Source organism: Bacillus sp. FCW2 (assembly GCF_021228595.1).
Lineage (GTDB): Bacteria > Bacillota > Bacilli > Bacillales > Bacillaceae > Bacillus > Bacillus velezensis.
In genome coordinates, this window is sequence record NZ_CP089436.1 from 140,736 (window position 1) to 166,636 (window position 25,901).

Consider the following 25,901-nt stretch of genomic DNA (forward strand, 5'->3'; position numbering starts at 1 on the left):
AAAAACATTTGAATCTTCTTTGCGACTGTGATAAGTTATCTTATGTACAAAATGACTAAAACGTTCAAACGGTCAATTTAACGAGGTGGGAAACATGTCCGTCGATCGGAAAAAGCTCATTCTGGAAGCGGCAACGAAGTCTTTTACACAATTCGGCTACAAAGCAACGACAATGGATCTGGTGGCAAAGCTTGCAAATGTGGGGAAGGGAACCATCTACACGTTTTTCAAAAACAAAGAAGAACTGTTTGATGATATTTTCACCACTATTTTAAGAGAAATGAAGGAACACGCAGACGAAGCGATGAAACCGGAGCTTTCATTTCACGAAAATGTCCACCGGGCGCTTGTCGCGATTTTGGAATTCAGAAAAACACACCAGCTGACTATTAAAATTTTTCAGGAGAACGCCGAGATTGGTACAATAGCCGTTCAGGATGTCATTGCGAAAATGGAGCGGGCCATTCTGTCATACATTAAAGAAAAGATAGAAACAGCCATTGAAAACGGAAGCATTAAACCGTGTGATCCGGAACTGACCGCTTTTGTGATGCTCAAGCTCTACATCGCGCTGATATTTGACTGGGAAAAAAACCATCCGCCTCTTGAAAAAGAGACGATCGCCGAATTGCTGGAAATGTATGTTGGTCAAGGATTATCTAAATAATAGATGATCCTTCACTTTTTAGGTGCCGTGACCGTTTTGTCAAATGAGTCAGTTTGCGGAAGGAGGCAACAGGGTTGAATACAATAAAAAGCCAGTGGAAAGACATTGTAACGAACAAGAAACTGTTAATCCCCATCATTGCCATATTATTCGTTCCGCTGATCTACAGCGGAGTGTTTTTGAAGGCGTACTGGGACCCGTACGGCACGGTGGATCAGCTGCCGGTTGTCGTTGTCAACCAGGATAAAGGGGCGGACTACGAAGGGAAACATCTTCAGATCGGTGACGATCTTGTGAAAGAGTTAAAGAAAAATGATAATTTTGATTGGCATTTTTCAAGCGATCTTGATCAATCGTTAAAGGACTTATTAAATGCTAAATATTATTTATTGGTCGAGATTCCTGAAGATTTTTCGAAAAACGCCAGCACGGTAATGGATAAAAATCCGAAGAAGCTGGATCTGAAATATCATACGAATGCCGGATCAAACTATGTCGGCGCGACAATCGGGGAAAAGGCGATCGACAAACTGAAAGCCTCCGTGTCGAAAGAAGTGACAGAGCAATACGCAAAAGTCATTTTTGATAACTTTAAAGATATTGCCAAAGGGCTCGGCAAAGCCAGCAGCGGAGCCAAGAAAATAGACGACGGCACGAAAAACGCGAAAGACGGCAGCGCCAAGCTGAAGGAAAATTTAGCGAAGCTTACTGAAAGCACCGCCACCATCAGCGATAAAACGCAGCAGCTTGCAGACGGAGCGGCGAAAGTGACAAGCGGAATTCAAACGCTTGACAGCTCTATCGCAAAACTTCAGAGCGCAAGCGCCGAAATTCAAGATAAATCAGGACAGATTGCTTCAGGAGGAGGCCAAGTGGCCAGCGGGCTGAAAACGAGCCTTGACGCACAAAAGCAGCTCCAGCAAAAGCTTCCGGATTTAACGAATGGATTAAGCGCGTTAAACAGCAAGGCGCAGGAAGTGTCGCAAAAAGCGGCGGCATTTGAAGATGCGATCAATTCAGTCAACCTGTCAGACATTGAAAACGCGGTTGGGCAGCTCGAGCAGACTGAAAAGGACCTGCAGCAGTTTAAGAAGAAGCTTTCTGATCTGAAAAACAACCTGGATGCCCGGGATGACGCGGTCAAAAAGGTGATTAAGGACAGTGATTTCTTAACGGATGAGCAAAAAGCGAAACTTGTTCAGCTACTGAATGAGAAGCTTCCGAAGGCCGACCTTCCGGATTTAGACAATATCGTCAGCCAGCTTCCGTCCGGCGGAGATATTCAGCTTCCGGATATGTCAGTCATAAAAAGCGCGCTCAAAGATGTAAAAGCGAAGGCTGATCAGCTGAAAGCACTGCCTCAGTCCACATCGAAACTGTATAACGGCGCAGCGGCGGTACAAGACGCGATTAACCAGCTGACAGCGGGAACTGATAAATTGTACAGCGGAGCGCAGACCGTCTTTGAAAGCCAAAATAAACTGACGGCCGGCATCGGCGAATACAACAGCAAGTTCGGACAGCTCAAATCAGGATCAGAAGCGTTAGTGTCAGGGAGCGGCCAAGTATCAGGCGGCTTAACGAAACTCCTGGATGCGCAAAACAAAATCCATGACGGCTCGTCCAAAATTGAGCAGGGTCAAGCATCTCTCGGCACCGGTTTAAGCAAACTTTTAGACGGCACCGGACAATTGTCCAGCCAGCTGAAAGATGCGGCCGATCAAACCGGGGACATTAAGACAGATGACAAAACGTACAGCATGTTTGCCGATCCGGTAAAAACGGACGATAACGCGATTCATTCCGTGCCTAACTACGGTACCGGACTGACGCCTTATATTCTCTCTATGGGCTTGTATGTCGGCGGATTGATGCTGACGGTCGTATTCCCTCTGAGTGAAGCTTCAGGGCGTCCGAGAAACGGTTTTGAATGGTTCCTCAGCAAATTCAGCGTTATTCTGCTTGTCGGACTGATTCAATCCGTTATTGTCGCCACGGTTCTGTTAAAAGGAATCGGGCTTGATGTGGAGAGCACTTGGAGATTCTATCTCTTTACGATGATTACCAGCATCGCGTTCCTGTCCATGATTCAATTATTGGCGACAACGATGGGGAATCCGGGACGTTTTATCGCTGTCATCATTCTGGTGCTCCAGCTCGGGGCAAGCGGAGGAACCTTCCCGCTTGAACTCCTGCCGGGATTCTATCAAGTGATTCACGGGGCACTGCCGATGACTTACAGCATCAACGGGTTCCGCGCCGTCATTTCAAATGGCGATTACGGCTATATGTGGCAGCAGGCATCCATTCTGTTGGGCATCGCCGTTGTCATGATCGCGCTGACCATCGTGTATTTTACGGTGCAAAGCAAAAAAGAACACAAAACGGAAGAAGAAATAACAGCATAAGAAAAAGAGGCTCTGAGCAGATGCTCAGGGCCTCTTTTTTTTAGATTTCGATCGTCGTACTATTAAAATCCCCATCTCACCAACAGTCCGGTATACGTCAATCCTCCGCCGAACCCGAATAATACCAGCGTCTGGCCTTCCGACAGTTTTTTCGCTTTCACAGCTTCATCCAAAGCGAGAATAATAGAAACCGATGAAGTGTTGCCGTAATATTCAACGCTTGTCAATGTCCGTTCAAGCGGGAAGGGCAGTTTTTCACAGATGGATTCGATCATCCGCATGTTGGCGCTGTGAGGAACGAACCAATCCAGATCGTCTTTTGAAAAGCCGGCTTTTTCTAAAAGGGCATTGCATTCCTCAGGCACGGTTCTGGCCGCCCATTTATATACTTCGCGCCCGTTTTGCACCATGTTTCCTCCGCCTTTAAGCGGCTCGCCGTTTAATTCTGCGCTCAGTCCCGTGCGATACAGCACGTCCGCGCTGCCTCCCGCTGTTCCTTGCACGGCTGCCAAAAAGCCCGGCGCTGATTCATCGCGTTCCACCAATAGGGCGCCAGCAGCGTCTCCAAAAAGAACACAGGTCGTCCGGTCAGTATAATCCGTTACCTTTGATAATGTTTCACCGGCAATGACAATCACTTTTTGATGGGAACCGGCGGTAATTAATGCGTCTGCGAGCTGAAGGCCGTAAGTGAGTCCGGCGCATGTGGCGTTAATATCAAGCGCCCCCGTTTGCGGCCAGCCGAAGTAAGCCTGCACGCGTGCCGCGGTGCTTGGAAACGCATAGTCCGCCGTCGTTGTGGCGACAAGGATCATATCGACATCATCAAGAGTTCCGCTGTATCGTTCTGCAAGGTTTTTCACCGCTTCCACACACAAATCCGATGTGAATTCATGTTCGCCGGCAATGCGTCTTTCCTTCATACCGGTGCGCTGGACGATCCATTCATCAGATGTATCGACGATGCGCTCCAAATCCGCGTTTGTTAATCGGCGTGCCGGAGCATATGTACCGATTGCTGTAATTTTAGATTTTGACATGAAAAAATCACTCCTTTATATCAGATTATAACACCTGATATTATTACTTGGTACTAATTTTAATAAAAAAACCCAAGCAGCATCCGCTGTTTGGGGAGCATGAGAATCTATTTGTAAAACGGGCTTGTGTGAACGATTACCAATGACGGCAGCGGCAGCATGAATGATGATGCTTCTTTTTATCTTTCTTCTTTTTATCTTTCTTCTTTTTACAAGGGTCTTCTTTTTTCTTTTTACAGTGATCTTTTTCTTTTTTACAGCCCCAGAAGGCTGCACCAGACCAATTATCCTCAAACCAATCCTCAAACCAATCATTATGAAATCTTTTCCGCTTGTGCGGTTTACGGCTGATCATACATTTCCCTCCTATGCTCATGCTCCCTTCATTCTATGAAAAAAGAGAAGGAAAAGATTGGACGGGTTATGGATCAAAAGAGTATATTTTAAGAAGAATAAAATTGATAGGAGGAATGACCTGTGGAAAATATGAAACATACGATGGAACTGATTAAAGAATTGGTGTCGATTCCGAGTCCGACGGGCAATACATACGAGGTTATCGCCTATACAGAAAGTCTTTTAAAAGAATGGGGCGTCTCCTCTTACAGGAACCGCAAAGGCGGTCTTTTTGTCACAATTCCCGGCCGTGATGACAAGAAACACAGATTGCTGACGGCGCATGTCGATACGCTCGGCGCGATGGTAAAGGAGATAAAGGCGGACGGCCGGCTGAAGATTGATTTGATCGGCGGCTTCCGATATAACTCGATTGAAGGGGAATATTGCGAGATCCAAACTTCTTCCGGCAAAACCTATACAGGCACCATCTTAATGCATCAGACTTCAGTGCACGTCTACAAGGACGCCGGCAAGGCAGAGCGGAATCAGGAGAATATGGAAGTCCGCCTTGATGAGCCTGTCCGGACGAAGGAAGAGACGTCCGATCTCGGCATCAGGGTCGGCGATTTCATCTCATTTGACCCGCGCGTGCAGATTACGCCGAGCGGCTTTATTAAGTCCCGTCATCTTGATGACAAAGCGAGCGTGGCACTGCTCTTGAATTTAATCCGCCGCATCACGGAAGAGAAAATCGAACTTCCGTATACGACGCATTTTCTGATTTCTAATAATGAAGAAATCGGCTACGGCGGCAATTCCAACATTCCTCCTGAGACCGTCGAATACTTGGCTGTTGATATGGGGGCGATCGGAGACGGCCAGTCTACGGATGAATATACCGTCTCCATTTGCGTGAAGGATGCGAGCGGCCCGTACCATTATCAGCTCAGAAAACATCTGGCCGGGCTTGCGGAGCGCTATGGCATTGATTATCAGCTTGATATTTATCCGTATTACGGTTCTGATGCCTCAGCAGCCATCCGTTCGGGCCATGACATCGTCCACGGGCTGATCGGCCCGGGAATTGACGCTTCACACGCTTTTGAACGCACGCATGAATTATCGCTTCTTAATACGGCGAAGCTTTTGCATCGGTACGTTCTATCGCCGATGGCATAAAAAACCCTGCGCGGAAATCATTCCGTGCAGGGTTTTCATTTTAACCTGAGATGGTTGTGTTTTGTTCTGTTTTGGCGAGGCTCATGACCTTCGCGCCTTTAACGGGATCATACTGGCCTTCCCATTTTGACATCACAACGGATGCCAGCGCGTTTCCGGTCAGATTGACGACCGTACGGGCCATGTCCATAATCCGGTCAACCCCGGCGATGAATGCAAGGCCTTCTGCAGGAATGTTGAATGCGCCTAATGTCGCAAGCAGGACGACGAAAGAAGTCCCGGGCACGGCAGCCATTCCTTTGGAAGTGACCATCAAGACAAGCACAAGGGTAATCTGCTGCCAAATGGACAAGTCAATGTGGTATACCTGAGCGAGGAATAAAGCGGCGATAGATTGGTACAGCACAGATCCGTCTAAGTTAAAGGTATATCCGATCGGCACAACAAAGGAAACAATACCTTTCGGACAGCCGATTTTCTCCATTTTTTCCATAACGCGGGGGAGTACGGTTTCGGAGCTTGACGTACTGAACGCTAATAAAATTTCATCCTTCATATAGGCGAGGAATTTGAAAATGTTTACTCCGGCAAGCTTTCCGACGATTCCGAATACAACAATGAGAAAGAAAGCCAAAGCTACATATACTAAACCGACCAGTTTACCGAGTGAAAGCAGGGAACTGAGCCCAAATTTGGAAACGGTAACACCAATCAACGCAAAAACACCAAACGGCGCAACTTTCATGACCAGGTTCACAACATGGAACATCGCATGAGAAACACCTTCAAAGAAGGCCAAGACAGGCTTTCCTTTTTCACCGATTGCCGAGATGCCGAGTGCAAACAGCACGGTAAAGCAGATAATGGCAAGCAGATCTCCTTCGGCTAATGATTGGAAGAAGTTTGTCGGTACGATATGCAGGAATGTGTCTGCGATAGATTTGTTATTTTGTTCTTTTTCTGTTTCAACATATTGACTGATATCTGTCTTTTGAGCTTCATGTATATTAACGCCTGTTCCCGGATGAAACAGATTCGCCAAAGCCAGCCCGAGAATAATGGCAAAAGTGGTAATGATCTCAAAATACAAAATCGTTTTGAAGCCTAATTTTCCGACTTGTTTTCCGCTTCCCGCGCCGGCAACGCCGATGATTAAGCTGGAGACGACAATTGGAATCACTATCATTTTGATTAAGCGTAAAAACAAATCGCCGATAGGCTGTAAATATGTTGGAATGGCGGGATTGCCGTACCAGATGACACCGACTACAACCCCTAGTATGAGTCCGACGAAAATTTGCGTCGCTAGTCCAAAGCGTAATTTTTTCATAGATTACCTCCCGAAGAAAAAAGTGCAATAAGTATCTAAAAAGATAGCTATTAGAACAAATTATAATAGAAAAGAAAACAATCCGTCTATAGAAAAATATAGATTGAAAATACTGAATATTTTAAAACGTACAGATAATTGCTAATAATGGTGAATAACGCCCTATTCAGAAAGTATGATGAGGGCCGAAAAAAACGGGCGCCGCACAACTTAGAATTGTGCGGCGCCCTATTGTCACATATCCTTAATTTTCAAGCAGTCATTACACAAATTAATGTGACACTCATACTGCTCAACAATCTCATTTCCGCATTCTTCGCATTTCTTACCGGGTAAATTTCTGAAAAAATCCGACATCTTTTCCAACATACCCATCCCTCTTTCATTGTTTTGTCTTTACATTGTATTATAACAGTTTGAGAAAATCAACGGCTGTTTTAGCACAATGTTTAAAACATGCAATTTGTACGAAAAATAGGTATATTGGAGGAAAGGAACTTTTTATCATAAACATTCGGAGGATTATATGAAAGTTACAGTTATTGGATGCTGCGGCGGGTTTCCGGCCGCAAACGAAGCAACTTCAGGCTATCTGTTTCAGTCCGGCGGCTATTCTCTGCTCGTCGATTGCGGAAGCGCCGTATTATCAAAGCTGTTTGCCTATGTTCCGGCAGAAGAGCTTGATGCCGTCATTTTGTCCCATTATCATCATGATCACATCGCTGATATCGGGCCGCTTCAATTTGCCAAACAGGTCGGCTCCTTTCTCGGAAAAGGGACGCATGCACTGCCGATTTACGGGCATGATGCTGATATAGAACAGTTTGAGCGTCTTACATATAAAACGCATACAAAAGGAGTGGCCTATCAGCCGGACCGCCCGCTTTCTGCCGGGCCGTTCACCATTACCTTTCTGAAAACGGTGCATCCGGTCACTTGTTATGCGATGCGGATTACTGACGGTTCAGCTTCTGTTGTGTATACGGCTGATTCAAGCTACCAGGACGCGTTTATCCCGTTTGCGGAAAATGCCGATCTGCTGATCTGTGAGTGCAATTTTTACGCAGACCAGGACGGCACGTCAGCCGGCCATATGAACAGTTTGGAAGCCGGACGTATCGCGAAGGAGGCCGGAGCGGGGGAGCTGATTCTCACGCATCTGCCTCATTTCGGCGAGCACCGGAAGCTGAAAGAAGAAGCGGAATCCGTGTTCGGGGGCGAAGTGACAATCGCCGCTTCCGGATTGAAGTGGGAGAAATAAAGGAGGAGCACCATGTTATTTATCGACAATCAAAACATAACCGACCCGAGGATCAACCTCGCGATCGAGGAATATTGCGTGAAGCATCTCGACCCTGAACAGACATACCTGCTGTTTTATGTCAATCAGCCCTCGATTATCATCGGGAAGAACCAAAACACAATAGAAGAAATCAATACGAAATACGTAGAAGATAACGGAATCATCGTCGTCCGCAGGCTGTCAGGGGGCGGTGCGGTTTACCATGACCTCGGGAATCTGAATTTCAGTTTTATCACCAAGGATGACGGCGACAGCTTTCATAATTTTAAAAAATTCACCGAACCCGTTATTCAGGCGCTGCGCCAGCTCGGTGTGGAAGCTGAATTAAGCGGCCGAAACGACATCGTCGCGGACGGCAGAAAAATTTCCGGCAACGCTCAATTTTCGACGAAAGGGCGTATTTTCAGCCACGGAACATTAATGCTGGATTCCGCCATTGATCACGTTGTATCAGCCTTGAAAGTGAAAAAAGATAAAATCGAATCAAAAGGCATTAAGTCAATCAGAAGCCGTGTCGCCAACATCAGCGAGTTTCTTGATGACAAAATGACGGCGGACGAATTCAAAAAGCACCTGCTTCACCATATTTTTAATACAAATGATCTTTCCGAAGTGCCGGAATATAAACTGACCGATGAAGACTGGAAAGCGATCCGGAAGATTTCCGAAGAGCGCTATCAAAACTGGGACTGGAATTTCGGAAGGTCGCCCGCATTTAATCTTCAGCATTCGAAACGTTATCCGGTCGGATCGATTGATCTGCGTCTTGAAGTGAAAAAAGGAATCATTCAGGACTGCAAAATTTTCGGTGATTTCTTCGGTGCGAAAGATGTGAGTGAAGTCGAACAGGCACTGACCGGAAAACAGTATGACCGAACCGCTATCAGGGAGGCGCTGGCCGGAATCGATCTGAAACAGTATTTCGGTAAAATAGAGCTGGAAGATTTCCTCGAGCTGATTTATTAGAGCATTTGCCGAACGCATGATTTGAATCAGCGCCCGTTTTTGTGAAATGATAGAACCATAATGTATAGGGAGGGATCATGATGAAAGTATTTCTCATCGGAGCAAACGGACAGATCGGACAGCGGCTGACCGGGCTGTTTCAAAAAGACGGCACACATACGCTGCGGGCGATGGTCCGGAAACAAGAGCAGAAAGAAGCGCTTCAAGCCGCGGGAACAGAAGCCGTTCTTGCAGATTTGGAAGGAAGCCCGGAAGACATCGCGAAAGCTGCTGAAGGCTGTGACGCGATTGTGTTTACCGCCGGATCAGGAGGAAGCACCGGATACGATAAGACGCTTTTGATTGATCTTGACGGAGCGGCGAAAGCGATAGAAGCGGCAAAGAAAGCCGGCATCAAGCGGTTCATTATGGTAAGCGCCCTTCAGGCTCATAACCGCGGCAATTGGAATGAAGCGCTGAAGCCGTATTACGCCGCAAAGCATTATGCGGATAAAATTCTTGAAGCGAGCGGTCTGACGTATACGATTATCCGGCCGGGCGGGTTATTAAATGATCCCGGCACGGGAAATATCAAAGCCGCGGCCGATTTAGAAAGAGGCTCCATTTCAAGAGACGATGTCGCCAAGACCGTTATCGCATCCCTTGATGAACCGAATACGTATGAAAAAGCATTCGATCTGACGGCGGGCGGCACGCCGGTCAGTGAAGCGCTGAAACAATTATAGTTTCCGGTTTTACGGCACTCGGGGCTTTTTGCCCTTGAGTGTTTTTCTATATTTTTCTATAATAAAAGTGAACATTTATTCCGGATAAATGAATGACTATTCATTCATTACTTTTTTAAAGGGGTGGGAAAATGAATCTGGTTTCCAAATTGGAAGAAACGGCATCGCAGAAACCGGAAAAACCAGCTTGTCTGTTTCAAGATCAGTACATGACGTATGAGGAGCTGGCAGGTAAAATCAAAGCATTTGCAAACGGCTTGGAGGACAGGGGACTGAAAAAAGGGGATCATCTCGCGCTGCTGCTCGGAAATACGCCTGATTTTGTTATCGCGTTTTTCGGCGCGTTAAAAGCGGGAATTGTCGTCATACCTGTTAATCCGGCATATACACCTTCAGAAATCGCATACATGCTGAAAAACGGCGATGTCAAAGCGATCGCCGGCATCGATCTATTAATTCCCGTATTTGAAAGCCTGCACGGCTCGCTGCCGCTGCTGGAGCATATCATTATCAGCCAGACAGCAGAGAACGCTCCATCGACAGAAGACCCTCAATTGCGCTTAAAAATGACAACGTTTACAAAAATGCTTCGCCCGGCGGAGCGCAGCAGAACTTATCCGACATTGTCAAAAGATGATACTGCCGTCATTTTATACACCTCAGGGACGACCGGAAAACCGAAAGGCGCCATGCTCACCCATCAGAATCTTTTCTCCAATGCAAATGATGTCGCCGGATACTTAGGAATGAATGAGAAAGACAAAATTGTGGCGGCATTGCCGATGTTTCACGTTTTTTGTTTAACCGTTTGTATGAATGCGCCTCTGATGAGCGGAGCGTGTGTCTTAATCGAGCCGCAATTCAGCCCGGCTTCTGTGTTTAAACTGATTAAAAGCCGTCAGGCAACCATTTTTGCCGGCGTTCCGACGATGTATAACTATCTGTATCAATACGAGCACGGCAAGGCGGAGGATTTTGCGTCCGTCAGACTGTGCATTTCAGGCGGCGCCTCCATGCCGGTCGCTCTGTTGCAGACGTTTGAACAAACCTTTGACGTCACCATTCTGGAGGGGTACGGACTTTCTGAAGCGTCGCCGGTTACTTGTTTTAATCCGTTTGACCGGGGGAGAAAGCCCGGCTCGATCGGGACGAATATTTTACATGTCGAAAATAAAGTCGTCGATACACTCGGACGCGAATTGCCCGACCATCAAGTGGGAGAATTGATCGTGAAAGGGCCAAATGTGATGAAAGGCTATTACAAGATGCCCGAGGAGACGGAGCACGCGCTGAAAGACGGCTGGCTGTACACGGGTGATTTGGCGAAACGCGATGAAGACGGTTATTTTTATATCGTCGACAGAAAAAAAGATATGATTCTCGTCGGCGGATACAACGTCTATCCGCGCGAAGTAGAAGAAGTGCTCTACAGCCATGAGGGCATTAAAGAAGCCGTGGTCATCGGCGTTCCTGACGCCAAAACGGGGGAAGCGGTGCATGCTTATATAGTGCCTGGGGACGGTGAGCTGACAGAGCAGGCGGTTTTTGATTACTGTGAAACACATTTGGCAAAATATAAACGGCCGGCGGAAGTGGTTTTTCTTGATGAAATTCCGAAGAACGCGACCGGGAAGCTGCTGAGACGGGCGGTCCGGGACATGCTTCCGAAATGACGGACGAAAAGCGAAGCCGGGGGGCTTCGCTTTTACATGCTGATCCGGTCAGCTCTGTGATTCTTCCTTAATGATGCTTTGCACAAGCTTCGTATCATGCCGGGTCAGTTTGTAATACGTGTTTTTATACTTGTACATCATATAATTGCCGCCTTCTAGCCACATGCTGAATGAATCAAAACGGTCTTCATGGTATTTGACCGTTCCGTCGTAATCGGGAGACACGCTTTTGGTCAGTTTGACTTGTTTTCCTTGGTTCAAGATATCGAGCATATCTTTTACATTCTGCCTGTCTTTAATTTTGATTTCTTTTTTTCCGTGCTCAGACAGAATAATCAGATCTGCGTTGCTTGATGGAAACACATCGCCGGTCCGGCTGTATACATAGAAGAAAGCAATAACCAAAAGGGCGATTACTACAATAAACGCGATTATTTTTTTCATATTCATCACTCCGTCTTTTAGTCTTTCCCGCTTCCTGTTGTTCCATTCTTTTCTGTTGTGAAAAGATTAACATCCGTTTCGGAGGCTTGGTTCTATTTATTTGCATTTATGCTTACAATAGGAGTAAGTCATAAGGCTAAGGAGGGAGACTTCCATGCGCAAATGGATAGCGGCAGCGGGACTTGCCTATGTGCTGTACGGCCTTTTTTTCTATTGGTATTTCTTTATGACAGGAGACTCCGCCGTCCCGGAGGCCGTAAAGGGAACAAAAGCCGATCCGTCCTCGTTTATGGACCCGGGCCGCCTGGCAGCCGCTGAAAACTTTTCAAATGTAAAGGATTTTTTATTTTTCATCGGAGCGCCGTTAGATTGGTTTTTATTTTTTCTGCTGCTCATTACGGGGCTTGCCAAAAAAATAAAGCATTGGCTGGAAGCAGCGGTGCGCTTTCGGGTGCTGCAAATCGTAAGCTTCGTATTTGTGATTTCACTCATCGTTACGGCGGCTTCGCTTCCGCTTGAGTGGATCGGATATCGGGTTTCGCTTGCGTATCATATTTCGACGCAGACAGCAGCAAGCTGGATAAGAGACCATGTCATTGATTTCTGGATCAGCTTTCCGCTGTTTGCCGTGTGTGTGCTTGTGTTTTACTGGCTGATCACAAAGCATACAAAAAAATGGTGGTTTTACGCTTGGTGTCTTACTGTGCCGTTTACCCTGTTTTTGTTTTTCCTGCAGCCGGTCGTGATTGATCCTTTATACAATGATTTCTATCCGCTGAAAGACAAGGAGCTGGAAAGCAAAATTTTGTCGCTTGCCGACAAGGCCGACATTCCGGCCAGCCATGTTTATGAAGTAAATATGTCGGAGAAAACGAATGCGCTGAATGCGTATGTGACGGGAATCGGTTCGAATAAGCGAATCGTTTTGTGGGATACGACGCTTAACAAACTGAAGGATCGGGAAATTTTGTTCATTATGGGGCATGAGATGGGGCACTATGTGATGAAGCACGTGTACATCGGACTGGCCGGGTATCTCCTGCTGTCATTAGCCGGGTTCTATATCATTGACAAGCTTTATAAGCGGCTGTCCAAATTCTTCGGCCGAATGCTTCATATAAAGGGGCCTGAAGATCTGGCCGCCCTCCCGCTGTTATTGCTCCTCATATCCGTTCTCAGTTTTGCTTCTGATCCGATTACGAATGCCGTCTCCAGGTATCAGGAAAACGCCGCCGACCGTTACGGCATCGAGCTGACCGGAAACCGGGAAGCGGCGATTGAGACGTTTCAGGACTTGGCCGATACGGGACTGAGCCGGGTCAACCCGCCGTTTCTCGTCAAAATCTTCAGAGGGAGCCACCCGTCGATCATGGAGCGGATTGAACATGCGGAGGAAGAAAAATAATAAAAAAACCGGCGGGGCCATGGCCGACGCCGGTTTTTTATGTTTTACTGAGCTGCCGCCTGTACGTTGATCAGCCCTTTTCCGTAGTAGAAAGCATCACCAAGTTTTGTAGTGGTGTTTTCTAAACTGCTGCGGACTTGAGTGTTTGTCCAGTTCGGGTGCTTAGAAAGAATCAAAGCAGCCGCTCCGGCAACGTGCGGAGATGCCATTGACGTACCATTGTACGCGCCGTATTTGTTTCCAGGAAGCGTGCTTTGGATAGAGACGCCTGGTGCCATGACATCAAGCTCAGAACCTACGCTTGAGAAAGATGCTCTTTGGTTGCTGCTGTTAACTGCCCCTACCGCAATGACAGAAGGGTATTTACCAGGGTAGCCCACTGTGCTTGAGCCGCCGGAAGTGCCTTCGTTACCGGCTGCCGCTACGACTACGATGCCGGAAGCAACGGCTTTGTCAACTGCCGCTTTTAACGCTGCAGAACCAGAAGGTCCGCCGAGGCTCATGTTAATAACGTCCATATTGTTTGCGATCGCCCACTCAATTCCGTTAATGATCCAGCTGTACTGGCCGGAACCGTCAGCGCCGAGAACTTTTACAGCGTAAAGAGATGCGCTTGGCGCAACGCCTAATACACCGACTGAGTTATTAAGAGCCGCAACTGTACCGGCAACGTGAGTTCCGTGAGAGTTGTTGTCTTGGAAAGGATTTGTTTCAGAAGGAACCATGCTGGCCCCGCCTGCTACCTTTAAATCAGGATGAGAAGAATCGATACCGCTGTCGATAACCGCTACTTTAACATTTGATCCGGTGAAGCCTTGAGAGTGCAGAGCAGGGGCTTTAATCTGTGATACGCCGTAAGGCACGGACTGCGCGTACGCCTGTGCAACGTGATCTTCTTCAACGTAAGCGACGCTAGGGTCTTTTTTCAGCTCTTTTACGGCTTTTTCATTTAATGTAGCTGAAGCTGCGTCTACATATTTGAATTGCTTTTGCACTTTCCCGCCTTTTTCAGAAATGACATCTTTTTTCTTAGCGGCGCTCATCGTGCTCATTGTCTGTTTAAATCCGACAATGTATTTCTTTTCCCCGTTTGATTTCCCTGCCGCCTGGGCAGGAGACGTGCTGCCGAACGCCATCGTAAAGATTAACGCTAAAGCAAACAGCAAACTGATCCATACCTTTTTGCCTCTCACTCTTTATCCTCTCCTTTTTTTCATTTGCAGAACAACCAATAGACAGATTATTCTGTGGATTAATTGTATAGCATGGAATAATATTTTAGTAGACCCAATTTTTTTCAGTTTGTTTTATTTCTATTTAGGTATATCATCTCTCTTTCGTTTAATAGGAACCCGAAATATTTAAATTTTAATGGAAAAAACCGATGGAAGGACATGAGTATTTGTACACAGCCGCGATCGCTCTCTTGTTTGCTGGGTCGAACGGTTTGATTCCATTTTTGGAAGCTGCGGCAAAAACAGGATAAATGTCACCTTTTGTTGAATGCAGAAGTCTGATGGAAACGAAAGCGGAATGAAATAAAGCGGCCGGCATGAATCAGTCTTCGGCTTTCTTGACGGAGAAAAGCTGTGAAACCATTTTATAAAAATAATGATAATGAATATCATTGATACTTATATTGTCAATGATATAATTGCGGAAAAATGAAAGAGGGGGAACAGATGAAACCAATTTTCAGTATGCTGATGATCTTATCCGTTCTCTTCATAACGGGATGCTCAGAACAGGAACATGAAACCGCCGTCAGGCATGATCTAGGGACGGCGCATGTGGCTGCGCACCCGCATCGCATCGCCGTATTGAATGAGGGCTTTATTGATACCCTCCATGATCTCGGCATAAAGCCGGCGGCTGCGGCGGATGACCGGGCAGAGCGAAACGACGGCAGGCCGTCTGTCGGACCCCCGTCACATCCCGATTTGAAAAAGATCACTTCGTTAAAACCCGATCTCATCATTGCTGACTCAAGCCTTCACAGGGGGATATACCATGAGCTGACAAAGATCGCTCCGACAATCGCTTTACAAAATGAAGCTGCGGATTATCAGGATGCGGTTGACGCTGCCCTTACTATTGAAAAGGCGGTCGGTAAAGATGGCATCATAGAGAAACAATTGTCGGCCCAGGAGGAAAAGCTGAATGACATCAAAAGAAAGCTGGATGCAGAAGGCGGCACGATTTTATTAATTGACGCTGCAAATGACAGCATTTCCGTAAAGGATGACCGGTTTTTCACGTCCCGGCTTTTGACGCTCGCAGGGTTTACATATGCGGTCCAGACGGATTCCGGCGGGAAATCAGACTCTATCAAAATGACGCCCGGGCAGCTTTTGCATATCGATCCTGATTACATCGTACTGTTGGACGGTGAGAAAGAACTCGAAAAAAATCACCTCTGGAAACAGCTGACAGCCGTAAAAAACGGACACGTTTACCGCGCGGACAGGGCGGTATGGACGGAGCGCCGGAGCATTGACGGTGCGGACGCCATATTACATGATCTTCAGAAAAAAATGCTCGCCAAAAAGGCCCAAAACTGAATTCGGGCCTTTTTGTTATGATTCTGATAGGTGGCTGCTTATATTGTAATCTTTGACGCGCCACTTATTTTCAATTCGTTCGATATTGCTCAGGCACGCATTGACAAGCTTTGCGTTTTGTATGTCGGTATCACCGTCAGAAATGGCGGACAAGAGGGCGTGAATGGCTGCGCCATGAGCGACGATCAGTACTTTTTGCTCAGGAAACCGCTCCTGAACTTTCACTAAACCGGCAAGCATTCTGTCTGTCAGCTCTTCTGCTGTCTCCATATTCGGGTAGTTTTTATCCGGGTAGCGCTTCGACCGTTCCGGTAAAGACATTCCTTCCGCATCACCGTAGCTCCGTTCTCTGAAATCTTCCATGACAACAATGGGAAGATTCAAAAACCCGTTAATAATGTCAGCTGTTTTTCTGGCCCGTTTCATCGGGCTTGAGACGATGACATCCCATTCGGACCCCTGTAAGTACTCTCCTGTTTCTTTCGCCTGACGCTCCCCCGTCGCATTTAACGGAATATCCGATTTGCCTTGAAGCTTCTTTTGGGCATTCCAATCAGTCTCTCCATGTCTTACTAAACAAACGGCAGTCATAAAGTCTCCACTCCGATCATTTTTTATCGATATCATCTATTATACTGCCGTTACGTTAACACTTCAAAGAGAAGCGCCAGTCCGACTCCGCCTCCGCTGCCGATCGCTGCTGCTGCGTAGCGGGCCGGGCGTCTTTTTGCTTCATAAAAAAGACGGGTGACAAGCGCCGCCCCGGAAGCCCCGTACGGATGCCCGACGGCCAGAGCGCCGCCCCGGACATTTATTTTAGAATACGGCACTTGAAGCTGCTGTGAAAAAACGCATATTTTGACGGCAAACGCCTCGTTGATTTCGTATATATCAATATCATCCGGTGACAGGTTCCGTTCCTTCAAAAGCTTTTTGACGGCATAAACCGGGGCTGCTGACGGATAATGCGGATGGACGCCGCTTACCGCGCTTCCGATAAAACGCAATCTTGGCTTTAAACCGAGAGACCGCGCTTTTTGTTCTTCCATCACACAAACTGCCGCCGCACCGTCAGAAATTCCGCAGCTGTTGGCGGCGGTGACAGAGCCTCCGGACTGAAAGACGGGTTTGGCACGGGAGATGAGAGGCTCCATGTTCCGCTTTTTCAGCATGTTTTCGTCAGCGGCGAATCCGTGACAGGGAAGAATTTCCCGGCGGTATAAGCCGTCTTCGTTCGCTTTGACGCTCCGTTCATAGCTGAGAAGGGCATATTCGTCCTGCATCTTTCTCGTTACGCCGTAAGCCTGTGCCGTATACTCGGCTGCTATGCCCATATCAGGATCGCCGATGTGTTCAGGAGAAAAGCGCGCCCGGGAAGAGAAAGGGGAACGGCTGCTGCTCTCCGCTCCTCCCGCGATGTACATGCTCCCCGCGCCGGCTTTAACAAAGTGGCACGCGACCCTCACGGCGTCCAGTCCGGAGCCGCACTGTCTGTCGATGGTCGTACCGGACACGCTCAAAGGAAGTCCGGCGGCCAAGGCTGACAGCCGGGCGAGATTCCCGCCGCGGCCCGTCGCGTTTCCGATCAGGACTTCATCAATGTCTTCGGGCATGTTTCGGCTCAAATGGCGAATCAGCGGAGCTGCCAAATCTTCTGGGAGACAGTCTTTTAACAGGCCGTTTTCCTGGGCGAAAATCGTCCGTTTCGCATCCGTAATTACAGCTTCCATTCCATCATGTCCTTTGCCTGCTTTTGTACGGCGGCACGGGCGATCTTTCCGCCGGCTGTTTCCGGTATTTCTGAAAACAGCCACTTTTTCGGGATTTTATATGCCGCCAGCTGCTCGCGGCACTGTTTCTTCAGTTCCTTTACATTTGCATGTCCGTCGATCACCGCAACGGCGATGCTGCCCCAATAATCATCAGGAATGCCGATGACTGCCGCTTTTCTGACGCCCGGACAGCGGTTGAGCACACGTTCTATCTCTTCAGGGAATACATTCAGGCCGCCTGATACGATCATCCCGTTTTCACGTCCTTCGATATAAAGATAGCCTTCACGATCGATATATCCCATGTCATCAACCGTCATCCAGCCGGAATCATCAGTTTTTGCGCCGTTGATGTATCCGGAAAATTTCATCGGGCTGTTCACAAAAATCTTCCCCGTTTCGCCCGGCATGCAGCGTTCTCCTCCGGGGCGGCGGATTTCGATTGTAACATTTTCAAACGGGCGGCCCGCCGCGTCAGGCTTTCGGGCGCTGTCTTCAGGCGATAAGAACGCCACGAAACTCAGCTCAGACGTTCCGTAAAAATCGTACAACCGCAAATGGGGATAGCGCTCTGACAGCGCTTGTTTTGACGAAGCGGGCCAGTCTGCACCGGAAGAAACCACCTTGAGCGGTGTATCCGGAAACGCCTCTAGTGAGAGCAGGGCATCCGTCATTGTCGGCACGGTATATAGAACGTCAGCTTGTCTGAGCCGGTCTTTCATTCCGGCCGGATTGAATTTTCTTTGAAGGATGACGGTTCCGCCGATAAACAAAGTGCTGACGGCGCCGTATAAAAAGTGTGACGAGCGAAGCGTGCCCGGTACCAGCACTTTGTCATCAGGGGAAATGCCGAATTCACGTTTCGTACAAGAAAAGCTCTCCAGCCACGAACGGTGAGAGCGGGTGAAGGCTTTCGGCTTACCGGTCGATCCCGAGGTGAATCCGGTATAAAAGGGCAGGCCGGCGTTTTCGATAAAAGCGCCTTCCGTTTTTTCCGCCTCGATCAAAGGCCTGCATTCATCCCACAGGATGACAGGCGTTTTGACGCCGTCCAGTCTGCCGCTCAGCCGGCGGTCACAGATGACGAGGTCGGTTTTGCTGATGTGCAGCTGGTCCGCGAGTTCCGCCGCTGCCGAGCGGGGATCTAACGGAACCGCCGTGCAGCCGGCATGCGCCGCGCCTGCGAAAAGTTGTAAAAATGGGATGCCGTTCGGCAGTAATATTGCAATGTTTTCGGGCTTATCTATAAGGCTGCCAAGCCAGTTTGCGGTTTGGTTTACCAGCCTGTTCCAAGTTTGATAGTTGATCTGTTCTGTTTCTGTCTGAATTGCGATCTGTTCCGGCGCTTGTCCGGCTGTATCTGAATATGATGATGTAATCATGATGACTAAAATCAGCTTCCTTTCGTCGGCAAAAGCCGGCTTGCTTGAAGAGTTTTTCTGATTCTTACGGCTGCGAATGAGGCTGCGGCCGCTTTAAGCAGATCTCCGGGCACATAGATGAGGCTGAGCTTTACGGCAGTCAAGATATCAATGTGCATTATAAAAGCCTGAACGGGAATGCCGATGACATACAAAAACAGCACGCCGAACAAGAACTGTCTGATAAACAAATGGGGGACAGCAGCTGAGCGAAGGCCTTGGATGCTGAGGCTCAGAAGTAATGCCGCCAGCGGATATGCGATGAGATATCCGGCGCTCGGCCCGAAAAAAACCCCGAACCCGCCTCTGCCGCCTGAAAGGAGAGGCGCTCCGCATGCCACAATCAGCAAAAAAAGCAATTGGCTTAAAAACGCCGCTTTCGGTTTTAGGATGCTTCCCGATAAGAGCACACCGATCGTCTGGAGCGTAATCGGAACCGGCGTAAAGGATAAGAAAAGCGGCGGGAGCAGCCCCAAAAGTCCCATAATGGCGGTAAACACGGCAATATGCATCATTTCTGTCAATTTCATTATGTATTCCTCCAGCTTATCAAAATATGTTTATACAATAAAGCGAGTCTTTATATATGTCAACTCTATTATATTTTAAGTTAACATTAAAAAGACCGGCCCTTTATGAAAAAGGCCGGTCGGTTTATCTTTATTCTTCTGTAAGGATAACAAGTGAATCAACGGATGATGCAACGTGGGAAACGGCGCGGCTGACTTCTTGAAGACCGCCGAGAAAGGCCTGCAAATCAACGTCGATTTTGCCTGTCTGGTCTTTGCTCGTTTTCATGCTTTGGACGATGTCATCAAACAGACGGTTGATCTGCGTCATTTTTTCTTTCGTTTCACTTACAAGTCCGTTGACATCTTTAATATGTTTGGACACGATGTTGATTTGTGTATTGGTATTGTTCACGAGCTCTGATACGGTGGAAACGGTTTTTTTCGTATCCTCTGAAAGCTTTCTTACCTCCGTCGCCACAACGGCGAACCCTTTGCCGTGCTCCCCGGCTCTCGCGGATTCTATTGAAGCGTTGAGTGACAGGAGATTCGTTTGCTCGGCGATCCCCGTCACGATGCCGAAGATTTTTTCGATCTGCTGGGCGATGTCATTCAGCTTGTCCATTTCTTCTTCAATCTGCAGAAGGCTGGCGTCGATTTTATTCATCTGCTTCTGCTGGCTTTCAAGCTCTTTTTTCCCGCCGATTGATTTTTCTTCGACATGTACGGAAGTGACGGTGCCGGCTTTTGACGCCTCGGAAATGCCCTCGGATTTATCGACCAGCTCCTGCACGGCTCTGCTCGTTTCTGAAAACAAATCAGCGAGTGATCCTGATGTTTCCTGGATTTTTTGATGAAGACGGGCTTTCTTTTCCTCTTGTTCGTCACGCTGGCAGTTATATTCAGTCTGGAATGCTTCAAGGACGAGCTGCTGTTCAAGATTCAATATTTTCGTCGTCGCTTTGATCGCTTTTAAAAGCTCATGCAAATCCGGAATTGCTGCTTCATATATGTTCATCATCGACAGAAGCAGATCCTGAAACGCTCCCATATACCATTTCGGTTCAAGGCCGATCCGCAAGTGGATGGAAGCGATGCGCTGTCTTTTTTCGATGAATTCATCATCAATCGTGCCGGCGAACATCTCATGGATATGACGCCGTAATGTTTTTTTCAGGCGCTCCACCGTGCTGTGGTCGTTAATGATCGTCATTAATGACTTTTCGTGATCCAGGTTTCGGTAAAAGGAATCGACGATTGTTGAGATATGTTCTTTAATTAATGGCTGCAGCTCTTCAAGCACATGAAGTTCTTCGTTTCCGAGCCTAACCATTTTCAGCTGTTTTTGGACATCTGCATATTGATTTGAAAGCGCGATGCGTTTTTTTTCATCGGCTTCTGAAAAATAAGCTGTTTCTTTTTTGCGGTCTTTTTTAAATAACAATATAAGTTCCCCCAGATATTCTCTTTTTCTTTTTATCGGTATGGAAGGAACTTGAATGAAGGAATCTGATAAAAATATTTTAATGCGGAAAAAAATAAAACCATTCGTACAGAATGGTTTAGTCAATCTTGGCTGAGGCGCTTCAGCGGCTTGATGGCGGGACCTTCGGCAACCCCGCCGTCAGGTGTGAACCGGGACCCGTGACAAGGACAGTCCCACGTCCGTTCGCCGTCATTCCATTCGACCTCACAGCCCAAATGGGTGCATGTCGTATCGACAAGATGCAGACAGCCTTTTTCATCTTTATAGGCGCCGGCCCGTTTGCCGTTTACCGTTACGATTTTTCCCTCCCCGGGCCGAAGAGTCTCAGGTGAAGCGTCCGGCCTCTCAAGTTTGCCCGAGATAAGGTGTTTGGCCACGTCGGCATTATAAGAAATCAGTTTTTTCAGTCCCGGATCTGCGTGGAAGCGTGACGGAATAAACAGGCCGGAAAACGGGTTCTTTTTGTTTTGAATATGATCAGCCAAAAGCTTCGCGGCGAGCGCTGAGCTTGTCATACCCCATTTTTTAAAACCGGTCGCCGCCAAAATATGTTCTTCATCGCCCGAGATGGGACCGATGAACGGAATTTTGTCAATGGTGACAAGGTCTTGTGCAGACCAATGATATGGGATGCTTTCAACTCCGATTGTGTCTTCCGCAAATTGTTTCAGTGCTTCGTAATGCTCGGACATTTCTTTTCCTTGGCCTGTTTTGTGGCTTTCGCCGCCGACAAGAACCAGTTTTTCACCGTTCAAATCGGTGTATCGCAGTGATCTGGACGGCTTGTCTATGCTGAGATACATCCCGTCCGGATACGCTTGTTTCGGTTTTACCGCGAGTACGTAGGATCTGCTGGCATACATTCTGGCGGCGTAAAGCCCGCCTCCGTCATAAAAAGGAAAGTGGGAAGAGCAGACAATGTAGCTGCACTTGATGCCGTGTCTGTTTTTCGTGACCACTTCCGGCTGCGGTTCTTTTTTTATGTCGATCGCAGCCGTCTGTTCAAAAATCCGCGCCCCGTTTTTAACGATCTCTTTGACGAGCGCCGCGCCATATAAAAGCGGATGGAATTGCGCCTGATTCTTCATGGCGAGGCCGAGCCTGCAATCAACGGGGACGGGAAGTTCTTTCACAAGCTCGTGTTCAATACCGAGCTTGGTATAAGCTTCCTGCTCACTGCGGATTTTTTTGGCGCCTGATTCTGTATTGGTGTAAAGATATGCGTCTTGTTCAATCAGTCTGCAGTCAATCGAAAGGTCCTTGATGATCTGCTTCATGTCTTCCATGGCGCGGAGATGGGCTTCGAAATACAGCCTTGCGCTGGTCTGTCCGATTTGCTGAATAAGATCGGCATAGATGAAATCATGCTGGGCGGTGATTTTTGCGGTCGTGCCCGCGGTCGTCCCGTTTAAAATCCGGTCTGCTTCAATGACAGCGACACGGAAACCTCTTTTCGTCAGTTCGTATGCCGTTGTCAGGCCCGTAATTCCTCCGCCGATAACCGCAACGTCACATTCCGTATCTTCAGTGAGGGCGGGAAAGGAAGGAATGTCAGCTGTTGCTTTCCAATAGGAAGCCGGTTCCTCGTTTGAAAAAGTAGTCAATTCAGATTTACCTCCTCTGTTGTATATTCTTAATTTTTCCAATAAGACTCTGTTCATACATGAAATTCGTATAAGTTGCTCAAATTACTCATAATATAGTAATTAATGTAAAGGAGTGATCAAAATGGCTAATCAGAAGAAGAAAACCTTGCCGCCGCAGCATCAAAACCGGCAGCCGGGCTTTGAATATGTAATGGACCCGCGCCCCGTTTTTGACAAACCGAAAGCGGCGAAAAAACTTGAAGGGAAAACGGCGATCATCACGGGCGGAGACAGCGGGATCGGCCGCGCCGTATCCGTTTTATTCGCGAAGGAAGGCGCTAATGTGGTCATCGTTTACTTTGATGAGCATCAGGATGCCGAAGAGACGAAGCAATATGTAGAAAAAGAGGGGGCGAAGTGTCTGCTGATCGCAGGGGATGTCGGCGACGAAGCCTTCTGCAACGATGTCATCCGCCAGGCGGGCCAAGCCTTTCCTTCCATTGACATCCTGGTCAACAACGCGGGTGAGCAGCACGTGCAGCCGGGGATTGAGAAAATCACGAGCCACCAGCTCATCAGAACGTTTCAGACGAATATTTTTTCAATGTTTTACTTAACGAAAGCCGCGCTCCCTCACCTGAAAAAAGGAAGTTCAATCATTAATACGGCCTCCATTACCGCCTATAAAGGCCACAAAACATTGATTGACTATTCAGCGACAAAAGGGGCGATCGTCACGTTTACAAGATCTCTTTCCCAATCTCTTGTCACTCAGGGCATCAGGGTAAACGCAGTGGCGCCGGGGCCGATCTGGACGCCGCTGATCCCGGCGAGCTTCTCGGCGAAGGAAGTGGAAGTCTTCGGCTCAGATGTGCCGATGCAGCGCCCGGGAGAGCCTGTTGAAGTGGCGCCGAGCTATTTGTACTTAGCAAGCGATGATTCTTCATATGTCACGGGCCAGACGATTCATGTGAACGGCGGCACCATCGTAAACGGATAATGTGAAAAAAGCCAATCCATATGGATTGGCTTATTCACTCTGTTTGAGTGCGGCATATTCTTTTGAAAGCGTGAGGAACGCTTCTTTATTTTTATCATCAAGCGCCTTATTAATCTGCATTGTCAGCATGGCGATCCGGCGTTTATACAAGGATTCATCAAGCACCATTTGAATGTAAATATCGGCCATTGTCACATCGAATTCGTTTGCTTTTTGCGTGTTGCGGGACTTCATGAGCTCAGTGTACGACTTTTTCTCTTTCATAAAGAATCCCCCCAATGCCTTTTTTATAGTATATGGATAACGGCCGGAAAAATCAATTAATTTTTATAATCTTTAGACAACTAATACTTGGAAATATATCGACATATCCTGCAAATTGACGAAAAAACGTAAATGATCATTGTATAAATGAGGTGAAACGAAAAAGAAAAATAATATTTAAATAGTAATTTAAGACTAAATTACATCTTTAAAAGGTGATTTTTAGCTATATTCGAAAAAAACCTGTCGTTTTCCAATGACAGATGATAGATTATTAGTATAAATTTTCAAGAAAAGGATTGGAGGATGCACATCATGTGCCAGAAAACACACGCACCCTTAGAAAGCTACGAAGTAAATCGTTCAACCATCGCTGTTTTGCCTGAGGAAATAGACGGTAAAATGGGGTCGAAGGTCATTGAAAAAGACTGCATTCTGTATGTCAGCATGAAGCCGATTCACATCATCGACAGAAGCTGCCGCTACTTTGGCTCCAGCTATGCCGGGAGAAAAGCGGGAACATATGAAGCGATTAAAATTTCTCACAAGCCGCCGATTATGGTGGACCCTTCAAATCACATCTTTTTATTCCCTACACTTTCTTCTGCAAGGCCTCAATGCGGCTGGATATCGCATGTGCACGTTAAAGATTTTCAACCGACGGCATTTGATGACACAGCGGTCACGTTCTCAAACGGCAAAACGATGGAACTGGAAGTATCCTATCATTCTTTTGAAAATCAGGTTTACAGAACCGCCTATCTCAGAACCACTTTTCAGGACAGGATGGGCAGTCATATCCCGAAGCGGCAGGAATTCATGCTGTATCCGAAAGAAGAGCGGACAAGAATGATCTACGACTTTATTTTGCGGGAGCTGGGGGAGAGATATTAGAGAGAGCTGTGATGTGAAGGGACGGGTCCTCTCCTTTTGGGGAGGGCTTTTTTCGATTTACATGCCGGTATAGAGTTGTATCGTGTCCGTCTGTTGGCTATGATGATGTAAAGAGTAATGATTTTTCATTTTAGGAGAGATGGGCATGGATGTGTTTGCAAAATATGTATCAGGAATCGATAACCCGGATCACCGTCTCAAAGCAGAGGAAATTTTGTCGTGGACGGCTGGCCAATTTCCGAACTTAGAAGCGCAGATCAAGTGGAACAAACCGACATTTACCGATCACGGCACCTATATCATTATGTTTGCCGCGGCAAAAAATCATTTGAGCATTTTACCTGAAAAAGAGACGATGGAGCATTTTGCCGATGACATCGCCCAGGCCGGGTACAGCGCTTCTTCGCGCCTGTTCAGAATTCGATGGACTGATCCGGTGCACTATGATCTGCTTAAGAAGATCATCGAATTTAACATCAAGGAAAAAGCTGAAAATCCGGGGTTTTGGCGCTAGCGGACGTGATGTTGAAGGAGGAAGACATGGACGTTTTCAAAGACTATTTATCAAGTATCGACAGCCCTGATCATCGTCTGCGAATGGAGGAAATCCTGTCGTGGACGGCTGACCGATTTCCGAACTTAGAAGCGCAGATCAAGTGGAACACGCCGATGTTTACGGATCACGGCACCTTTATTATCGGCTTTGCGGCAGCAAAGCATCATGTAAGTGTTTCCCCCGAAGAAGCGGGAATTGCGCATTTTGCCGACGACATTGCCCGTGCCGGCTACAGCGCTACTTCCCGTTTGTTCAGAATTCAATGGACTGAACCAGTGCATTATGATCTGCTTGAACGCATGATTCAATTCAATATTCAGGATAAGGCGGACTGCTCAGCATTTTGGCGGAAATAATGAAAGAAATGTTAAAA

26 protein-coding genes and 1 pseudogene are annotated in these 25,901 nt (G+C 47.4%); 13 read left to right on the forward strand and 14 right to left on the reverse strand.

All coding sequences use genetic code 11. From position 1 onward, the window contains the following. Window positions 1-94: 94 nt before the first annotated feature. Both K3G25_RS00765 and K3G25_RS00770 read left to right on the forward strand, forming a co-directional pair. Window positions 95-667 carry a TetR/AcrR family transcriptional regulator gene (locus K3G25_RS00765; protein ID WP_003155219.1) on the forward strand — a complete coding sequence of 191 codons (573 nt, stop codon included), beginning with the start codon at window positions 95-97 and terminating at the stop codon, window positions 665-667. Between the two features lie 74 nt (window positions 668-741). Next, window positions 742-3,075, forward strand: coding sequence for a YhgE/Pip domain-containing protein (locus K3G25_RS00770; RefSeq protein ID WP_021494936.1), 2,334 nt, complete (start codon window positions 742-744; stop codon window positions 3,073-3,075). 62 nt (window positions 3,076-3,137) lie between these two features. On the opposite strand, the gene fabHB is transcribed toward K3G25_RS00770, so the two are convergent. Together fabHB and K3G25_RS00780 are read right to left on the reverse strand one after the other, a co-directional pair. Beyond that, complete coding sequence (fabHB, locus tag K3G25_RS00775; RefSeq protein WP_014417343.1) at window positions 3,138-4,115, reverse strand: beta-ketoacyl-ACP synthase III FabHB; 978 nt, start codon at window positions 4,113-4,115, stop codon at window positions 3,138-3,140. A 136-nt stretch (window positions 4,116-4,251) separates the two neighbouring features. Then, window positions 4,252-4,470 carry a hypothetical protein gene (locus K3G25_RS00780; protein ID WP_017417388.1) on the reverse strand — a complete coding sequence of 73 codons (219 nt, stop codon included), beginning with the start codon at window positions 4,468-4,470 and terminating at the stop codon, window positions 4,252-4,254. A gap of 131 nt (window positions 4,471-4,601) precedes the next feature. On the opposite strand from K3G25_RS00780, the gene K3G25_RS00785 reads away from it, so the two are divergent. Further along, window positions 4,602-5,633 (forward strand): M42 family metallopeptidase, encoded by a 1,032-nt coding sequence (locus K3G25_RS00785; protein WP_204283013.1) that lies wholly within the window; start codon window positions 4,602-4,604, stop codon window positions 5,631-5,633. 40 nt (window positions 5,634-5,673) lie between these two features. On the opposite strand, the gene K3G25_RS00790 is transcribed toward K3G25_RS00785, so the two are convergent. After that, window positions 5,674-6,963: a glutamate/proton symporter GltT gene (locus tag K3G25_RS00790; RefSeq protein WP_003155211.1), complete on the reverse strand. Its 1,290-nt coding sequence runs from the start codon at window positions 6,961-6,963 to the stop codon at window positions 5,674-5,676. A gap of 234 nt (window positions 6,964-7,197) precedes the next feature. After that, window positions 7,198-7,338, reverse strand: a complete 141-nt coding sequence (gene yhfH / locus K3G25_RS00795) for a protein YhfH (RefSeq protein ID WP_012117221.1) — start codon at window positions 7,336-7,338, stop codon at window positions 7,198-7,200. 151 nt (window positions 7,339-7,489) lie between these two features. Between yhfH and K3G25_RS00800 the strand changes: the two genes are divergently transcribed. From K3G25_RS00800 to K3G25_RS00815, 4 genes are all read left to right on the forward strand, one after another. Next, the gene (locus tag K3G25_RS00800) at window positions 7,490-8,224 is read left to right on the forward strand and encodes an MBL fold metallo-hydrolase (RefSeq protein ID WP_017417389.1); all 735 of its coding nucleotides are present in this window, start codon (window positions 7,490-7,492) and stop codon (window positions 8,222-8,224) included. A gap of 12 nt (window positions 8,225-8,236) precedes the next feature. Further along, complete coding sequence (gene lplJ / locus K3G25_RS00805; RefSeq protein ID WP_003155205.1) at window positions 8,237-9,232, forward strand: lipoate--protein ligase; 996 nt, start codon at window positions 8,237-8,239, stop codon at window positions 9,230-9,232. Between the two features lie 80 nt (window positions 9,233-9,312). Then, window positions 9,313-9,957, forward strand: coding sequence for an SDR family oxidoreductase (locus K3G25_RS00810; protein ID WP_017417391.1), 645 nt, complete (start codon window positions 9,313-9,315; stop codon window positions 9,955-9,957). Between the two features lie 131 nt (window positions 9,958-10,088). Continuing rightward, window positions 10,089-11,630, forward strand: a complete 1,542-nt coding sequence (locus tag K3G25_RS00815) for a fatty acid--CoA ligase family protein (protein WP_007409202.1) — start codon at window positions 10,089-10,091, stop codon at window positions 11,628-11,630. Between the two features lie 48 nt (window positions 11,631-11,678). Here the strand turns inward: K3G25_RS00815 and K3G25_RS00820 are convergent, their stop codons facing one another. Beyond that, on the reverse strand, window positions 11,679-12,074 hold the full coding sequence (locus K3G25_RS00820) for a YhfM domain-containing protein (protein WP_007409201.1): 396 nt from the start codon (window positions 12,072-12,074) through the stop codon (window positions 11,679-11,681). A gap of 154 nt (window positions 12,075-12,228) precedes the next feature. Between K3G25_RS00820 and K3G25_RS00825 the strand changes: the two genes are divergently transcribed. Next, window positions 12,229-13,479 carry a M48 family metallopeptidase gene (locus tag K3G25_RS00825; RefSeq protein ID WP_003155197.1) on the forward strand — a complete coding sequence of 417 codons (1,251 nt, stop codon included), beginning with the start codon at window positions 12,229-12,231 and terminating at the stop codon, window positions 13,477-13,479. Window positions 13,480-13,523: 44 nt separating this feature from the next. Here the strand turns inward: K3G25_RS00825 and K3G25_RS00830 are convergent, their stop codons facing one another. Next, window positions 13,524-14,672, reverse strand: a complete 1,149-nt coding sequence (locus tag K3G25_RS00830; RefSeq protein ID WP_061862038.1) for a S8 family peptidase — start codon at window positions 14,670-14,672, stop codon at window positions 13,524-13,526. Window positions 14,673-15,161: 489 nt separating this feature from the next. On the opposite strand from K3G25_RS00830, the gene K3G25_RS00835 reads away from it, so the two are divergent. After that, window positions 15,162-16,040: an ABC transporter substrate-binding protein gene (locus tag K3G25_RS00835; RefSeq protein ID WP_154817814.1), complete on the forward strand. Its 879-nt coding sequence runs from the start codon at window positions 15,162-15,164 to the stop codon at window positions 16,038-16,040. Between the two features lie 15 nt (window positions 16,041-16,055). On the opposite strand, the gene K3G25_RS00840 is transcribed toward K3G25_RS00835, so the two are convergent. The 7 genes and pseudogenes from K3G25_RS00840 to K3G25_RS00865 form a co-directional block, all read right to left on the reverse strand. After that, window positions 16,056-16,631 (reverse strand): histidine phosphatase family protein, encoded by a 576-nt coding sequence (locus K3G25_RS00840; RefSeq protein WP_129091242.1) that lies wholly within the window; start codon window positions 16,629-16,631, stop codon window positions 16,056-16,058. Window positions 16,632-16,681: 50 nt separating this feature from the next. Beyond that, window positions 16,682-17,770 (reverse strand): acetyl-CoA C-acyltransferase, encoded by a 1,089-nt coding sequence (locus K3G25_RS00845; RefSeq protein WP_232489527.1) that lies wholly within the window; start codon window positions 17,768-17,770, stop codon window positions 16,682-16,684. Further along, the gene (locus tag K3G25_RS00850) at window positions 17,758-19,194 is read right to left on the reverse strand and encodes an acyl-CoA synthetase (protein WP_232489528.1); all 1,437 of its coding nucleotides are present in this window, start codon (window positions 19,192-19,194) and stop codon (window positions 17,758-17,760) included. The genes K3G25_RS00845 and K3G25_RS00850 overlap by 13 nt, the downstream gene beginning before the upstream one ends. Before the next feature lie 11 nt (window positions 19,195-19,205). Then, the gene (locus tag K3G25_RS00855; RefSeq protein WP_014304743.1) at window positions 19,206-19,763 is read right to left on the reverse strand and encodes a biotin transporter BioY; all 558 of its coding nucleotides are present in this window, start codon (window positions 19,761-19,763) and stop codon (window positions 19,206-19,208) included. Window positions 19,764-19,893: 130 nt separating this feature from the next. Beyond that, window positions 19,894-20,409 carry a methyl-accepting chemotaxis protein gene (locus tag K3G25_RS20825; RefSeq protein ID WP_369719112.1) on the reverse strand — a complete coding sequence of 172 codons (516 nt, stop codon included), beginning with the start codon at window positions 20,407-20,409 and terminating at the stop codon, window positions 19,894-19,896. 243 nt (window positions 20,410-20,652) lie between these two features. After that, window positions 20,653-21,312 (reverse strand): annotated as a pseudogene (locus K3G25_RS20830) (protoglobin domain-containing protein); the annotation flags it as partial. After that, on the reverse strand, window positions 21,309-22,832 hold the full coding sequence (locus tag K3G25_RS00865; RefSeq protein ID WP_014417355.1) for an FAD-dependent oxidoreductase: 1,524 nt from the start codon (window positions 22,830-22,832) through the stop codon (window positions 21,309-21,311). The pseudogene K3G25_RS20830 and the gene K3G25_RS00865, both read right to left, overlap by 4 nt. 124 nt (window positions 22,833-22,956) lie before the next feature. Between K3G25_RS00865 and K3G25_RS00870 the strand changes: the two genes are divergently transcribed. Beyond that, window positions 22,957-23,814, forward strand: coding sequence for an SDR family oxidoreductase (locus K3G25_RS00870; protein ID WP_007610477.1), 858 nt, complete (start codon window positions 22,957-22,959; stop codon window positions 23,812-23,814). A 30-nt stretch (window positions 23,815-23,844) separates the two neighbouring features. On the opposite strand, the gene K3G25_RS00875 is transcribed toward K3G25_RS00870, so the two are convergent. Next, a complete protein-coding gene (locus K3G25_RS00875; protein ID WP_007610478.1) occupies window positions 23,845-24,078 on the reverse strand; it encodes an IDEAL domain-containing protein in 234 nt (77 codons plus the stop codon). Between the two features lie 315 nt (window positions 24,079-24,393). Between K3G25_RS00875 and K3G25_RS00880 the strand changes: the two genes are divergently transcribed. From K3G25_RS00880 to K3G25_RS00890, 3 genes are all read left to right on the forward strand, one after another. Continuing rightward, the gene (locus K3G25_RS00880; RefSeq protein WP_003155179.1) at window positions 24,394-24,972 is read left to right on the forward strand and encodes a competence transcription factor ComK; all 579 of its coding nucleotides are present in this window, start codon (window positions 24,394-24,396) and stop codon (window positions 24,970-24,972) included. Between the two features lie 145 nt (window positions 24,973-25,117). Beyond that, window positions 25,118-25,486: an iron chaperone gene (locus tag K3G25_RS00885; RefSeq protein ID WP_012117235.1), complete on the forward strand. Its 369-nt coding sequence runs from the start codon at window positions 25,118-25,120 to the stop codon at window positions 25,484-25,486. A gap of 26 nt (window positions 25,487-25,512) precedes the next feature. After that, entirely contained in the window at window positions 25,513-25,884 is a 372-nt protein-coding gene (locus K3G25_RS00890) for an iron chaperone (protein ID WP_017417402.1), read from the forward strand. Window positions 25,885-25,901 lie beyond the last annotated feature (17 nt).

Bases quoted from the DNA above. Each gene is read 5' to 3' on its own strand.
- K3G25_RS00765 (WP_003155219.1), top strand. From the start codon at position 95: ATGTCCGTCGATCGGAAAAAGCTCATTCTGGAAGCGGCAACGAAGTCT.
- fabHB (WP_014417343.1), bottom strand. From the start codon at position 4,115: ATGTCAAAATCTAAAATTACAGCAATCGGTACATATGCTCCGGCACGC.
- K3G25_RS00870 (WP_007610477.1), top strand. From the start codon at position 22,957: ATGGCTAATCAGAAGAAGAAAACCTTGCCGCCGCAGCATCAAAACCGG.
- K3G25_RS00810 (WP_017417391.1), top strand. From the start codon at position 9,313: ATGAAAGTATTTCTCATCGGAGCAAACGGACAGATCGGACAGCGGCTG.
- K3G25_RS00835 (WP_154817814.1), top strand. From the start codon at position 15,162: ATGAAACCAATTTTCAGTATGCTGATGATCTTATCCGTTCTCTTCATA.
- K3G25_RS00850 (WP_232489528.1), bottom strand. From the start codon at position 19,194: ATGATTACATCATCATATTCAGATACAGCCGGACAAGCGCCGGAACAG.
- K3G25_RS00820 (WP_007409201.1), bottom strand. From the start codon at position 12,074: ATGAAAAAAATAATCGCGTTTATTGTAGTAATCGCCCTTTTGGTTATT.
- K3G25_RS00890 (WP_017417402.1), top strand. From the start codon at position 25,513: ATGGACGTTTTCAAAGACTATTTATCAAGTATCGACAGCCCTGATCAT.
- K3G25_RS00785 (WP_204283013.1), top strand. From the start codon at position 4,602: ATGAAACATACGATGGAACTGATTAAAGAATTGGTGTCGATTCCGAGT.
- K3G25_RS00845 (WP_232489527.1), bottom strand. From the start codon at position 17,770: ATGGAAGCTGTAATTACGGATGCGAAACGGACGATTTTCGCCCAGGAA.
- K3G25_RS00815 (WP_007409202.1), top strand. From the start codon at position 10,089: ATGAATCTGGTTTCCAAATTGGAAGAAACGGCATCGCAGAAACCGGAA.
- K3G25_RS00875 (WP_007610478.1), bottom strand. From the start codon at position 24,078: ATGAAAGAGAAAAAGTCGTACACTGAGCTCATGAAGTCCCGCAACACG.
- K3G25_RS00885 (WP_012117235.1), top strand. From the start codon at position 25,118: ATGGATGTGTTTGCAAAATATGTATCAGGAATCGATAACCCGGATCAC.
- K3G25_RS00880 (WP_003155179.1), top strand. From the start codon at position 24,394: ATGTGCCAGAAAACACACGCACCCTTAGAAAGCTACGAAGTAAATCGT.
- K3G25_RS00780 (WP_017417388.1), bottom strand. From the start codon at position 4,470: ATGATCAGCCGTAAACCGCACAAGCGGAAAAGATTTCATAATGATTGG.
- yhfH (WP_012117221.1), bottom strand. From the start codon at position 7,338: ATGGGTATGTTGGAAAAGATGTCGGATTTTTTCAGAAATTTACCCGGT.
- lplJ (WP_003155205.1), top strand. From the start codon at position 8,237: ATGTTATTTATCGACAATCAAAACATAACCGACCCGAGGATCAACCTC.
- K3G25_RS00790 (WP_003155211.1), bottom strand. From the start codon at position 6,963: ATGAAAAAATTACGCTTTGGACTAGCGACGCAAATTTTCGTCGGACTC.
- K3G25_RS00840 (WP_129091242.1), bottom strand. From the start codon at position 16,631: ATGACTGCCGTTTGTTTAGTAAGACATGGAGAGACTGATTGGAATGCC.
- K3G25_RS00855 (WP_014304743.1), bottom strand. From the start codon at position 19,763: ATGAAATTGACAGAAATGATGCATATTGCCGTGTTTACCGCCATTATG.
- K3G25_RS20825 (WP_369719112.1), bottom strand. From the start codon at position 20,409: ATGAATAAAATCGACGCCAGCCTTCTGCAGATTGAAGAAGAAATGGAC.
- K3G25_RS00800 (WP_017417389.1), top strand. From the start codon at position 7,490: ATGAAAGTTACAGTTATTGGATGCTGCGGCGGGTTTCCGGCCGCAAAC.
- K3G25_RS00825 (WP_003155197.1), top strand. From the start codon at position 12,229: ATGCGCAAATGGATAGCGGCAGCGGGACTTGCCTATGTGCTGTACGGC.